Here is a 14012-nt window from a genome sequence, read left to right on the forward strand (position 1 = left end):
CAAAATTAAGGCCTCCATATCTGAGGCCTTAGTCATTACCCTAAATTAAACTGACCTGCTTTACAGATGCTCTTCAGCGTATTCCGCTAAGCGTGAACGCACCACGCCATTCAGATACACGTTGGCACTGCCTTCAAAGTCCTTAAAACGTTCGACAATATAGGTTAAACCTGAGGTAACAGCAGTTAAGTAGTTAGAGTCAATTTGCGCTAAGTTACCGCAACAAATCAATTTTGTGCCTTCGCCCATACGGGTGATCATGGTTTTGATCTGCGAGGCAGTGAGGTTTTGGCATTCATCTAATAGCACTATGGAGTTTTGGATCGACCGCCCGCGCATAAAGTTTATCGACTTAAACTGAATGTTAGCCTTCTCCATGATGTAGTTCATGCTGCCCGTGGGATTCACATCATTCTTATGCAGCACTTCGAGCGTATCGGTAATCGCGGCCAGCCACGGCATCATCTTCTCCTCTTCCGTGCCGGGCAAGAAGCCGATAGATTCGGCGATTTCAGGGGTGTTTCGGGTGACAATCACTTTGTCGTAGCGATTACGCTCGACCACCAGTTCCAACGCCGCCGCCATGGCGAGCAAGGTTTTACCGCAACCCGCAGGGCCGGTTAAGATAACCAGATCGATATCGGGATCGAGCAGCGCCTGCAATGCCATGCCTTGATAGACGTTTTTAGGTTTAACACCCCATGCCTCGAGGTTTTTCACCCGCTCACGGCCTAAATCTAAAATATGTAAATGGGTGTCTGTGCGCTCGATAACACGACCGCAAAAATCAGACTCTGTGTCGATAAGATATTGGTTGATATAAAAATTATCATTTTCGAGGTCTTTGAGCGGTACTTCATGCACTGTATGTCTACCGTGGCGCTCGGTGGAGACCTTGTTCAAGTGCTCCCAAAAATTACCTTCAAACTGGTAAAAGCCTTTACTGAGGAAGCGGATATCATCAATCAACTGGTCAGTTCGATAATCCTCAACCAATTGAATACCTGCACCTTTGGCTTTAAGGCGCATATTGATATCTTTGGTGACTAAGACAACGGTACGGGGATGATGTAGGTTTTGTAGATGTAGCGCGGTATTGATAATGCGATTGTCGTTTCCATCTCCTGGCAGTGCGCCTAAGGTAAAATCGACAAGGTGATCAGGGAAAATTGAGAGCGAACCGACGGCATCGGCATGACCCTCTCGGCTGGGTAAAGGGACGCCATTGATAATCTGCTCAGGGGTAGTTTCACCGCCTAGGGTATCTTCCAATGCCCTGATAGCAACCCGAGCATCACGACTCACATCACTCTTTCGATCTTTAATCTGGTCCAACTCTTCTAGCACTGTCATCGGAATGACCACATCGTGCTCTTTAAACGAATAGATCGCCAAAGGTTCATGTAGTAACACATTGGTATCCAGTACAAACAACTTTCTGTCGTCTTGTTCCATGGCGCCTCCAGAGTGCTTCATTAAAGTTTAAACACACTTTTGAGTCTCAATAAAAGTTACACGGCTCCTATTACTGGCTAAGCATATGGCAAAGAATGATCATAAGGTTCAAGTTGATAGCACTTTACTCGCACTTAAACCTTAAGTTGATATTGGCACCAAACTCACAAGATAACAATACAGCAACCATTGTTTACCTTACAGACTCGAAGCAGTGTATAACCGCGGATGTGACATTAGCGTGACAATTTCATGTACTGGCTCGACAATTTTGTCGCTTGTACAATTTGTAATCTAGCACTCTGGGAATTAGGCTCTAACGGGTGAGAGGGCGATTTAAATATCACGAGTATTGGTATAACATACGCGCCCTTTGTTAGAGTCCGCCTAGAAATGAGAATTTAAGATGCCGTTCGCCTTAGGTCAACGTTGGATAAGTGATACCGAGTCAGAGCTTGGTTTAGGAACTGTGGTTCAAGTAGAAGGCCGTATGGTCACTGTATTATTCCCTGCCACGGGTGAGAACCGCATGTTCTCCCGAGCAGAAGCCCCTCTGACACGCGTTATATACAATCCCGGCGATTCGGTTGAAAGCCATGAAGGCTGGAGCCTTGCGGTCAGTGAATTGACAGAGAAAGACGGGATAGTGATCTATCACGGCATTCACAGTGAGACAGGCGAGCAAGCTACCCTGCGTGAAACCCTGCTGAACCACAATATTCGTTTCAACAAACCCCAAGACCGTTTATTTGCTGGCCAAATCGATCGCCTCGACCGTTTTGGTGTGCGTTATCAATGCCAAATGTTGCGCCATAAACTGGCCTCATCGGATTTGCTTGGTCTGCAAGGTCCACGTGTTGGACTTATTCCGCATCAAATGTGGATTGCCCATGAAGTGGGTCGTCGCTATGCGCCGCGGGTATTGCTGGCCGATGAAGTGGGTTTAGGTAAAACCATTGAAGCGGGTCTGATTATTCACCAACAACTGCTGACCGGCCGCGCCGAACGCATTCTGATTATCGTGCCCGATACTCTGCGCCATCAGTGGTTAGTGGAAATGCTGCGCCGCTTTAATCTGCGCTTTTCGGTATTCGATGAAGACCGTTGTGTGGAAGCCTATGCCGATCATGACAATCCTTTCTACACAGAACAGTTAGTGATTTGTTCACTCGAATTACTGCGTAAGAAAAAACGTCTAGATCAAGCTCTTGATGCCGATTGGGATCTGTTAGTCGTTGACGAAGCGCACCACTTAGAATGGACCGAAGAAGCGCCAAGCCGCGCCTATCAAGTGGTTGAAGCATTAAGCGAAGTCATCCCAGGCGTTTTGCTGTTAACCGCAACGCCGGATCAACTTGGCCATGAAAGTCACTTCGCCCGTTTGCGTCTGCTCGATCCGGATCGTTTCTACGATTACGATGCTTTCTTAGCTGAAGAAGACAGTTATAAAGACGTCGCCATTGCCGCCGAAGCCTTAGCTGGCAACGCTAAATTACCCGATGCCGCCATCAACAGCTTGACCGAATTACTGAGCGAGAAAGATATCAGCCCAAGTATTCGTTTAATCCAAGCCGACGGTATTGATGCCGAAGTACAACAGGCCGCCCGTAGCGAATTACTGCAAGAATTACTTGACCGTCACGGTACTGGCCGCGTGTTATACCGAAACAGCCGCGCCTCGGTAAAAGGCTTTCCAAAGCGTTTCTTTAACGCTTATCCCCATGCCATGCCAGATCAATATCAAACTGCCGCACGCGTCAGCGGCATGATGGGCGGACACAAGTCATTAGAGGCGAAAGCGGCGCAAGCCCTAAGCCCTGAAAAACTGTATCAAGAATTTGAAGATAACAGCGCCAGTTGGTGGAAGTTCGATCCCCGTGTGGATTGGTTAATCGAGTTCTTAAAATCCCACCGTAGCAAAAAAGTGCTGATCATCGCCAGCCAAGCGGAAACGGCCCTGAGCTTAGAAGAAGCCCTGCGCACCCGCGAAGGGATTCAAGCAACGGTATTCCACGAAGGCATGTCGATTATCGAGCGCGATAAAGCCGGCGCTTACTTTGCCCAAGAGGAAGGCGGCGCACAGGCGCTGATCTGCTCTGAAATTGGTTCTGAAGGCCGTAACTTCCAGTTTGCCAGCCACTTAGTGCTGTTTGATCTGCCACTAAACCCCGATCTATTGGAACAGCGAATCGGTCGTTTAGACCGTATCGGCCAGAAAAATGATATCCAAATTCACTTGCCATACCTTGAAGATACCGCCCAAGAACGTTTGATGCAGTGGTATCACCAAGGGCTAAATGCCTTTGAACTCACTTGTCCGAGTGGCCATGTGCTTTACAGTGAATTTGCCGAAGATCTGCTAAACGTGCTTGTGGGTGATGACAGCGACGAGCTGACAAACCTGCTCAATCACACCCAGAGCCGTTATAAAGAACTCAAGCACGCGATGGAGCAAGGCCGCGACAAGCTGCTGGAAATCAACTCACACGGCGGCGAGAAGGCACTGGCAATCGTCAACCGCCTTGCCCAAAGTGACGGTGATACTCATTTAATCGGCTCAGTGATCCGTCTGTGGGATATTATCGGTGTTGATCAAGAAGATAAGGGTGAAAACTCGATTATTCTGCGCCCGAGTGAGCACATGATGTTCCCAACTTATCCTGGCTTGCCAGAAGATGGCGTAACAGTGACCTTTGATCGTGACACAGCGTTATCACGCGATGATATTGCGCTGATCACCCAAGAACATCCGCTGGTGCAAACAGGGCTCGATCTGATCACAGGTTCTGAAACTGGCACCACCAGCGTCGCAATTCTAAAGAATAAAGCCCTGCCAGCAGGCACCTTATTCTTAGAACTCATCTACATGGCCGATGCTTCAGCACCTAAGTCGAGCCAGCTGTACCGTTATTTACCGCCTACCCCCATTCGCGTGCTGCTGGATAAAAACGGTAACGATCTATCGGCTAAAGTGGATTACGCCAGTTTCGATAAACAACTGAGCGCGGTGAATCGTCACATTGGCGGCAAGTTAGTCACCGCATCTCAGCCAATTCTGCATCCGTTATTTGCTAAGGGTGAGGAATATGCTCAAGTGGTTGTGGATGAAATGGTTGCCCAAGCCAGAGAGAAAATGACTCAACAACTGAGCACAGAGCTTGATCGTTTAGAGTCACTTAAGGCGGTGAACCCCAATATCCGTGAGGAAGAATTGGAATACCTGCGTAATCAGATGCAAGAGTTAAACACTTATCTGGATGCCAGCCAGTTACAACTCGATGCGATCCGTATGGTCCTCGTTAGCCACGTATAGACCCAAGCGGAACAGCAGGTTTCCATCAATTAGCCCAGCCTCAGCGTTGGGCTTTTTTGTGCCCTGTGGCTTTCGATTACAAGTGACTTTTTATACTAAATGACAGGTGCAATTCTTTGGCGAGGAAAATTCACTTTTTGGTAATTGTTCAGGTTATACTCAAACACTGATGAATTTATGAGACTACACAGGTGGTTATCAATTCTATGCCGCGCATTCTTTCACTCCTCTTTTGCCTCATTCTCGGCATCACAACCATCGCTACCTACGCGGCAGACACGACAACAACTCCGCCAACATCTGCGCCAGCCGAAATCAGTGCCAAAAAGTCGAATCACAGCTATCTACCCACAAATGAAATTAAACAAATCACGATTGATAATCAGCCCTACGATTTGTTAGTGCGACCATGGGAAGGTAAAAAGAAACTTGGTGCGGCGATAATCCTGCCCGCCACCAATGGTACCGCAGACGCGCCTGGATTGATGGCGTTTGTACGCCGCAATATCAATCCTGCTGGTTGGGCCAGCTTAAGTTTAACTCCGCCAACTGAAATGCCCGCAGCTAACTTTGCCACCGCCGCCACTGAAGTGACCTCGCCTGGCGCCGCGCAATTAAGCTCACCGTCCAACAAACCAAGCCCTAAAATCAAGCCCGAAGATAACAGCAAGCACCAGCAAGAGCAGGAAGCTTTTCTCGTCAAAAGCATGTCACAGTTAGATGCCGTCGGTGCAGATTATGCGGGAAAACGTATTTTGATCACCGCCGACCAAAGTGCAGGATTATTGATTAGCCTATTAAGCCAGAAGAAGATTGCCGATCCCGATGTGCTGATTGTCATCAATCCCTATCGAGAAGACGAACAGCGTAATCAAGCACTCGCAGAACAACTGGCAAAACTCACGCTGCCCATTTTAGATATTCAATCGCCAGACGGTCACCCAGCCTCATTGGAGACGGCCGACAATCGCAAAAAACTCGCGGTGACCTTAGAAAGCCCTAACTATCGCCAAACTACCCTAGCGCTCAATTTAGATAACGAGAGCGCATGGCAGAATTGCTTAAATGCGATTAAAGGCTTTTCAGCCCGAATGAGCGGCGCGCAGTAAAAACGGCGATTCAAGCTAATTCAGACAAAATAGTATTACCAACCCGATTGGCGATCCCGATAGGGTTTCTGCGGATCTTTCAACTGACGCGTCGCCGCTATCTTGCTATTTTTGCCTAACAATAACCGAATCTGACTAATAGACTCGCGGCACAATAGACTACGGATAGAAGCAGTCCAACTGCGATTAATGCTAAGTTTGATGGCCGCTGCCGCATCCGGTGAGGTTTGCATCAGTTGCCGCGCCAATTGCTCAGCGGTTTCCATGGGCGTCTCACTCACTTGTGTCACGAGTCCTAAAGCCAGCGCTTCATGACTCTCAAGCACTTTTGCCGTCAGGCTAAGTAACATGGCTTGATCCTTAGGCATAATTTGCCTTAATGCGACTAACCCCGCCATATCTGGCACAAGTCCCCATTTCGCTTCCATGATAGATAACTTACTGTCGTGGCTAGCAATACGCACATCTGCGCCTAAAGCGATCTGCATACCGCCGCCATAGCAACAGCCCTCAAGCACGGCAATCACTGGCACAGGCAAGGTTTGCCAACCTAGTGACACCCGCTGTGCCAAATTCGCATTCCCCGGTAAGCCCTTAAACAGTAACTTAACTGCCTGCATCGGTGCCGACATGACGCTTTTAACATCGAGCCCAGAGCTAAAATGCCCACCCGCTCCCGAGAGGATCACGGCTCGCACCGCACGATTGGATTTAATACTTTTAATCGCGCAGTCAAGCTCACTAAACATTAAATAGTTAATAGCATTCATTTTTTCAGGACGATTAAGCAACACGTAGGCGATGCCATCATCGATTTTAACTTGTACACTTTGGCCACTCATGAAATATTCCGTTACTGGTCAGTCCAGAATAAATGTTAACACGTTTGGCATAATTCACTAAAAGATATAACATGAGCCTGTTTTTTGACTTAAGTCAAAATATTGCCAATTCCATCATGGATTGAAGGTAACTTATGTTAGGCTGTCATCACTACGTGCAGTAATCCTAATGTATTTTTCGATTAGATAGCCTTAGCAAGCTCAATAATTAAGCGTATTTAACCGCTAGCTATTTAACTGCTAGCTATTTAACTGCTAATAACCGACACCAGTATCGCAATGCTACCTACTGCGAAGGATGATTGGGCAGCAATATATGGATTCTATAGTCCTTTTTTAGTCACTATATCCTTGTTATTTACTCAACATTAGCCAGTTCGATTTAAGATTCTGCATGATTTGATTCAACAATGATTCAAATTTTAATGCCATCAGAAAATATAAATTTATCAATGATATCTATAAGTTACATATAAAAGATATTAATCAGACTTGCCCGAAGAACGCAATTCGTCAGTCAGACCTAAAAAATAAGTGTTATCTTCAATAAATGGGCAAATAAGGATCACTAGTCAGCATGTCAATATCTGTACTCATCTGTGACGATTCCGCCATGGCACGTAAGCAAATGGCCCGCACACTTCCCAAAGAGTGGGATGTGGAAATAACTTATGCGACCAATGGTGCCGAAGGCCTTGATGCCATCCGCGCTGGAAAAGGCGAAGTGGTGTTTCTTGATCTCAACATGCCTGTAATGGACGGTTATGAAGTACTGCAAACCGTGCAGCAACAGGACTTACCCGCGTTGATTATTGTGGTATCCGGCGATATTCAAATCAAAGCTCACGAGCGGGTTAAAGCCTTGGGTGCGTTAGATTTTATTCAAAAACCGGTGAGCGCAGACGCCATCAGCAACATTTTGCAAGATTACGGCATCTTAACGCTGACGCAGAAAGATCTCACCGACGAAGTCCCGATGATCAAAGTCGACATGCGCGACGCTTGCCAAGAAATAGCCAACGTTGCCATGGGACGCGCCGCCGATCTGTTAGCTAAGTTACTCGATGTATTCGTGTTACTACCTATCCCTAATGTGAACGTGCTTGAAGTCAGTGAGTTAACCATGGCGCTCAAAGCCACGGAAGAAAGCTCAACCGTATCCGCACTCTGCCAAGGTTTTATCGGTGCGGGTATTGCGGGAGAGGCCCTGCTCTTGTTCCATGATTCCAGCTTTAAAGACATGGCCAAGTTGATGGGATTAGCTAATCCAGAAGACAAAAATACTGAGATAGAAGTCCTGATCGATACTGGAAACGTACTGATAGGCGCCTTCCTTAACGGCATTTCTGAACAGCTCGATATGAAATTTAGTCAGGCTCACCCTGTCGTGCTGGGACGGCACTGCACGGTTAACGATCTGATCCATGATAATTCAGAGAAATGGCACCGAACTTTGGCAATGGAGATCAACTATCGGATTGAAGATCATAATATTCAATGCGATTTGCTACTGCTCTTCACCGAGGATTCTATCCCCACACTTAGCTATAAACTCGGCTATTTACTCGATTAACCAGTTGGATTTTATCCTATGTCAAATGACCAAAGCGCAATGAACGAACTACACTGGCTCATCGATATGGTACAAACCATAGAGGTGGGATTAGTGGTATTAGATCGCCATTACAATATCCAGCTGTGGAACGGTTTTATGGAGAATCACAGCGGTGTTTCCCCTAATTCGATCAAAGGTCAAAACCTATTTACCCGCTTCCCCGATCTGCCTGCCACTTGGTTAAAGCAGAAAATGGAATCGGTTTTCATGCTTAAAAACCGTGCTTTTATCAGCTGGGAACAACGTCCGTACGTTTTCCAATTTAAAAACTATCGCCCGATTACAGGCCGTGCAGACTATATGTACCAGAACGTGACCCTGCTGCCGCTGGCATCGCTCACGGGACAAGTGACCCATATCAGTGTGATTATTTATGACGTGACAGATATCGCCATCAACAAATTGCAACTTAAAGCTGCCAACGAGCAACTCGAACGCCTTAGCCAAACCGATGGTCTAACTCAGTTGCACAACCGTCGTCATTGGCAAGAGTGTTTAGACCACGAGTACGACTTGTATGCCCGCTACTCAGGTATGGCAAGTTTAGTCATGATAGATATCGATAACTTTAAACATATCAACGACAGCTATGGCCATGTGGCGGGTGATAAAGTCATTCAGCATATCGCCCACTTACTCAGCCAATCCTTACGTGATACCGATTGTGCAGGGCGTTATGGCGGCGAAGAATTTGCGGTTGTATTGCCTAAAACCAGCGGCGCAGATGCGATGAACTTTACCGAGCGACTCAGGGAGAAAATTGCTGCATCCGTCATAGTGTATGAAAGCCTTAAGATTACTGTGACTGTGAGTTTAGGTGTGTGCGAAATTGGCTCCCATATCACCAGCAGCTCTAGCTGGATCTCCTGCTCCGATAAAGCCCTGTACGAAGCGAAACAAAAAGGCCGTAACTGCAGTGTTTTACATACGAGTAAAACAAGTAAATCCTAAGTATACCCAATAAAAATGCCCATCAATGATGGGCATTTTTATTTAAAACAAGTGAAGATTAAACTCGAGATCCACCAACGAATTAATGAGGAAAACCATCATCTTCTTCGTCTTCATCTTCTTCGTCATCCATTTCATCGCCGACGAAATAGGTACCCCAACCGTCATATTCCACTTTTTGCTTTACCGCTAATTGCAACAATTGCTCGGCCGCTTTGTCCAGTAATTCAACATCCAGTTTGTGGTGTGCGACAGCATCGAAACAGAAGATTATTGAACCATCCTCCAATTCCATTTCTTCGGCATCATTCACCTCAAAACCTAATTTGAAGGCATCCACAGCCGCTTTTTCAAGACGGTCAAAATTGGTCGATGAAAAGTGATGCTCAATAACATATTCCGCATCAGGCTCTGAGCCATCGTCAAGCAGGGATTGCACTATGTCACGATTCTCTGCAAGTTGGGCTTTTAACTGACTTTCAATAGACATGGATTTGTCTCCGTTAAGGTAAATCTGGCTCAAATTGGCATTATACGTCATCACTCGCGAGAGTTTTACCCATAAGTGCTGCCGCTTCTTGATTTATCTCAGCAAATCTCGCCGACATGCTGGCATGGATTTGCGCAGAGAAGTTTTTCACATCGGCTTTATCTAAACCTGCGGTCGGCACAGGTGCCATCATATCGATGATGACGACACCGTTATTCCAGCGATTTAACTTAATATGGCTCTGACACGAAGCAACCACTGGCACCACTGGCACTCCCGCCGCGATTGCAGTATGGAAAGCTCCCGCTTTAAAAGGTAACAGACCACGACCACGCGAACGTGTACCTTCAGGAAAAATCCATACGGATAGATTCTTCTGCTTAATTTTTTCAACCGTTTTAGCCATAGTATCAAAGGCACTGTGACGGTTTTTACGGTCGATAAGAATATTACCTGACAACCAATAGATTTGACCGAATAGCGGCATCCACGCCAAACTCTTCTTGCCTAAACTCACTGTACCTTTAGGAACTGCTGTCGTGTGAGTAAAGAGATCAAAGTTATTCTGATGATTTGCTAAGAAAATATACGGGCCGTCCTGCACATCTTCGTGCCGGCGAACAATCACTTTAATCCCAAGGATTGGCGCAACCGATGAGAAGATCTTGGCGAACATATGTACATTGTCGCGATGGCGAGGCCTTAATAAACACACTAAGCCACCAAAAATAAAGGCAAGCAACAAGGATACCGCCAACAACATTGATCTGACGATTAAAAGCACGATTTACTCCGACTGTAAAAGTGGCGACAGTATAGCCACCATGGCTTTGGGACTCAATATATTGTTTACATCTGTAAGCTGACTTGCTAACAAGCAAGCAAAAAAAGCCCATCGATATACTGAACCTCCAGTGTATCGATGGGCTTTAAGATTAATATCGAACTAAGCGTGGTGCTTGGGTAGGATTTCAGACTCAGTTGCCTGAGGTGAGACTTTACTTAACACAAAGCGGATCACTAAGGCACTCACGGCCAAAGTCGCGACAATTGCCGCACCACTAGGGAGATCTAATGTCGCCGACAGAACTAAGCCCAAAACATAGCCCAGTAAACCGACGAGGTAAGCGTAAAATAGCCGACCTTTACCACGGTACTTGTTCAACGCTAAAGCTGGCAGTATCAAGGTACTGAACACCAGATAAACGCCCACTAATTCCACCGATAAGGTAATCACTAGCGCAAATAGCAGATAAAATCCTGCCCCGTCCAACATCTGGGGGCGCAGGAATATCGCTAATAACACCAGTGAATACACTACAGCCGGCAAAATCAGTTGTGACCAACTCACCCACAGGATCTGACCTGACATCAATTGCTTTAACAACTCGGCGCCATGTGGGTCGTTTGCCAGCAACAGCATTGCGGCCACCGCAGACAAGACATAAAAGCAGCCAATCATAGCCTCTAACTCACCCGCCATCCGCTTAGCTAACCAAGCGATAAAACCTGCACCCGCAAGGGCAAACAGCGCTGGCATCCACACATTAGCAAACGGCATGTCTTCTAATCTGTGGTCCATGTGAGCGACGATGGCACCTAAGGCGGCAACTTGCGCTATCGCTAAATCGATAAAGATGATGCCACGCTTAAGTACTTGTCTCCCAAGTACAATATGCGTCGACAACACTAAGATCCCCGCTGCCAATGCAGGTAACAGAATCGACATCAGCTCAAGATCAAACATAGGTTTATTTCACTCCATTTAAGAGGGAAATCACGCTGTCATACAGGCTAAACAAATCTTGGCTCTTATCATTACCACCCACAGACATAGGCAGCATTACCACGGGCAAGTTCGCTTTTTCACCCAGCCATTTTGCACCGCGTTCATCCTGATAAGATGCCACAACTACGGCCAGAATATCCCCCTGCTCGGCGCGCGTCAGCAGACTCGCTAAGTGGCCGCTAGTGGGAGCTAAACCCGGTTTTGGCTCTAAATCTGCCACTTGCTCGATACCAATCCAGTTGAATAAGTATCTAAAGCTTGAGTGGTAAGCGATCACTTTTTTACCTTGTAATCCCTTAGCTTGCGCTTCCCAACGCGGGACTGCGGCTTGCCAGCGAGTGGTAAAATCTGCCAGTGACTGTTGATAATCTGCCGCACCAGCAGGATCTAGCTGAGTCAGCTTAGCACTCAGTGCCGTGGCGACTTTTAACAGTCGCGTCGGGTCAAAATGAATATGTGGATTGCCTTGAGCATGCACATCACCCATGCTGCGATCGACAGTGGCCAGTTTATCTAAGGTCTCGATTTGATCGGCAGCGAAAAATAAGCCTTGCTCGGTCGAGCGCACTTTTGCGTTTGCCGACTTCATCTGCAGCATAGGCAACCAACCCACTTCAAGATCGGCACCTGCGCACACCACAAGATCCGCCTGACGCATTTTAGCGATCAAACTCGGACGCGCCTGCACTTGGTGAGGGTCTTGTAATGCCGTCGTTGCCGAATAGATGCTAGCCGTTGGAGCAAGCTCCTTGGTCAATGCCGCGTATTCAGGTTCACAGGCAAACACATTCAGCTCGGCATGGGCCAAACCAGTGTAAGTGACAGATAAGGCCACTGCGGCCAATTTAGCTAAATTAGAATTGATGCGCACCGTGAGCCCCCAGAGACATAATGTATTGAATAGTGAAGATGTTATCGTCTTCTATTCCATCGAAGTTAGTACCCTTTTGATTGGTATACTGGAAACGAACCGTTGAAAAATGGCTAGAATGCCAAGCCAAACTCACCTCCGATTCCTTCAACTTTTGCCCATGAAAATGATCGCCATGGAGCTCTTGGGTATCCGCTTCACCGTAACGCACACCCGCTGACCAGCTAGGCGTGAATTGGTACACACTGCTCAAATACCAACCTTGGTGATAATCTTGGCTCGGTGCATCCTCAGGATGTAAATCGATAGGAGTAAAATCGCTCACGCGATAGTACTCACCGCTCACAGTGAGATTTTGATATTTGTAGTTACCGTTAGGCGCCCACTTATAAACAAAATCAGCACCATAGGTATTTTTACCTGTGTAAGATGCGGCATGGCTATGACCTTCGTGCTCATCACCATGGGCATGCTCATCTTCATGTTCCCCTTCTTCATGGGCAGTCACTTGGCCATTTTCGTTGCGCAAGTAACTCAACCCCGCTTGCCATGAGCTGTTATCGCCTATGTCGCCACCAATTTTTGAGTACAAGGTATAAACACCGACCTTCTTAAACTCACGCTCACCATGCTCATCGGCAGCACGTAAACTATCGCCTTTAAAGGCTTCAACGCCCATGGTCCAATACAAGTCCGTCGGCGCTACGTAGTTAAAACGTATACCGTCATCAAAATAATGTCCCCCTAAGAATGCACGGTAAACCACAGGACGGTCGGTAAAGGAATCAGTATGTAAATGTTGGTTATTGAGGTAACCAATGTCCGATAAGAAACGGCCACCACGGATAGAAAACCCCGCTGGCATCGCCATGGTTTGAATAAAGGCTTCTTCCAGATTCAGTTCCGTCTCACCGTCATGCATTTCAACTACTGCGGTGATTTTACCGTAAAACATATCATCGATATTGGCACTCATCGCCAGTTCAGTTTCACCTAAACCAAAGCCATCTGGACTCTCGGCTAATGGGCGTTCTCCCGTCTGATAATATCCATTTAGCACACCACTGATATTAGGGTTGGTCAAGCTCGAGTCTTCTGCAAATAAGCTAGGCGAAACGAGCGCACACGCCAAAGCCACCAAAGAAATTCGGGTATTTAAAACAGTCATGATATCTCCAAAATACAACTAGCACTCGACGACCGATGTTAAGTCATCAAGAAATACAATAAGTTAAAATTTTAAGTTGATTTAGAGAGCGAAGGGAGGCGCACGACTGCGATAAACACTGACGTGTTCAAAAATAGAGGAAGGTAAAATAAATTCGACCACATCGAAATGCTGTATAGCTAAATTCAGCGTCAGCGGATGGGTCAATAAAATCTTGTTGAGTTGGTGCTGATGGAAGCACAGGGTACAGTGAGTCTTAGCACCATCATCAAGATGGGTCACACTATGGGCTGAGGCTGCAAGAGACAGCAATATCAGTACGGCAGCAAGCCATACCGAAATTGTGCGTCTAATGTGACTTTTAAGTCTCACTCAGTCGTCCCCATAGTTAAAAAGTTGCATAAGTCTA

General features: G+C 46.8%; 12 protein-coding genes. 4 read left to right on the plus strand and 8 right to left on the minus strand.

The window, feature by feature from the left end; all coding sequences use genetic code 11:
* Positions 1-60: 60 nt before the first annotated feature.
* Positions 61-1455, minus strand: coding sequence for a PhoH family protein (locus L5M49_RS12715; RefSeq protein ID WP_105250289.1), 1395 nt, complete (start codon positions 1453-1455; stop codon positions 61-63).
* 406 nt (positions 1456-1861) lie between these two features.
* Here L5M49_RS12715 and rapA point away from each other — a divergent pair, with 406 nt between their 5' ends.
* Together rapA and L5M49_RS12725 are read left to right on the plus strand one after the other, a co-directional pair.
* The gene (gene rapA / locus L5M49_RS12720) at positions 1862-4768 is read left to right on the plus strand and encodes an RNA polymerase-associated protein RapA (protein ID WP_263192081.1); all 2907 of its coding nucleotides are present in this window, start codon (positions 1862-1864) and stop codon (positions 4766-4768) included.
* A 206-nt stretch (positions 4769-4974) separates the two neighbouring features.
* Positions 4975-5877 carry an alpha/beta hydrolase family protein gene (locus L5M49_RS12725; protein ID WP_263235862.1) on the plus strand — a complete coding sequence of 301 codons (903 nt, stop codon included), beginning with the start codon at positions 4975-4977 and terminating at the stop codon, positions 5875-5877.
* A 35-nt stretch (positions 5878-5912) separates the two neighbouring features.
* On the opposite strand, the gene L5M49_RS12730 is transcribed toward L5M49_RS12725, so the two are convergent.
* Positions 5913-6719: a crotonase/enoyl-CoA hydratase family protein gene (locus tag L5M49_RS12730; protein ID WP_263266198.1), complete on the minus strand. Its 807-nt coding sequence runs from the start codon at positions 6717-6719 to the stop codon at positions 5913-5915.
* 577 nt (positions 6720-7296) lie between these two features.
* Here L5M49_RS12730 and L5M49_RS12735 point away from each other — a divergent pair.
* Entirely contained in the window at positions 7297-8292 is a 996-nt protein-coding gene (locus L5M49_RS12735; protein ID WP_028759518.1) for a response regulator, read from the plus strand.
* 18 nt (positions 8293-8310) lie between these two features.
* Positions 8311-9285 (plus strand): sensor domain-containing diguanylate cyclase, encoded by a 975-nt coding sequence (locus L5M49_RS12740; protein WP_113939163.1) that lies wholly within the window; start codon positions 8311-8313, stop codon positions 9283-9285.
* Between the two features lie 82 nt (positions 9286-9367).
* On the opposite strand, the gene rraB is transcribed toward L5M49_RS12740, so the two are convergent.
* The 6 genes from rraB to L5M49_RS12770 form a co-directional block, all read right to left on the minus strand.
* Positions 9368-9775: a ribonuclease E inhibitor RraB gene (gene rraB, locus L5M49_RS12745; protein ID WP_263266199.1), complete on the minus strand. Its 408-nt coding sequence runs from the start codon at positions 9773-9775 to the stop codon at positions 9368-9370.
* Between the two features lie 40 nt (positions 9776-9815).
* Positions 9816-10559: a 1-acylglycerol-3-phosphate O-acyltransferase gene (locus tag L5M49_RS12750; RefSeq protein ID WP_105250295.1), complete on the minus strand. Its 744-nt coding sequence runs from the start codon at positions 10557-10559 to the stop codon at positions 9816-9818.
* 162 nt (positions 10560-10721) lie between these two features.
* Positions 10722-11522, minus strand: coding sequence for a metal ABC transporter permease (locus tag L5M49_RS12755; protein WP_173496258.1), 801 nt, complete (start codon positions 11520-11522; stop codon positions 10722-10724).
* Positions 11523-11526: 4 nt separating this feature from the next.
* The gene (locus L5M49_RS12760; RefSeq protein WP_168827351.1) at positions 11527-12435 is read right to left on the minus strand and encodes a metal ABC transporter solute-binding protein, Zn/Mn family; all 909 of its coding nucleotides are present in this window, start codon (positions 12433-12435) and stop codon (positions 11527-11529) included.
* On the minus strand, positions 12419-13603 hold the full coding sequence (locus tag L5M49_RS12765) for a hypothetical protein (protein ID WP_105250297.1): 1185 nt from the start codon (positions 13601-13603) through the stop codon (positions 12419-12421). The genes L5M49_RS12760 and L5M49_RS12765 overlap by 17 nt, the downstream gene beginning before the upstream one ends.
* A gap of 81 nt (positions 13604-13684) precedes the next feature.
* Positions 13685-13975 (minus strand): ABC-type zinc uptake system zinc chaperone, encoded by a 291-nt coding sequence (locus L5M49_RS12770; RefSeq protein WP_219234755.1) that lies wholly within the window; start codon positions 13973-13975, stop codon positions 13685-13687.
* Positions 13976-14012: the final 37 nt, after the last annotated feature.

It is taken from the genome of Shewanella sp. SM74 (assembly GCF_025653725.1).
GTDB classification, from domain to species: domain Bacteria; phylum Pseudomonadota; class Gammaproteobacteria; order Enterobacterales; family Shewanellaceae; genus Shewanella; species Shewanella oncorhynchi.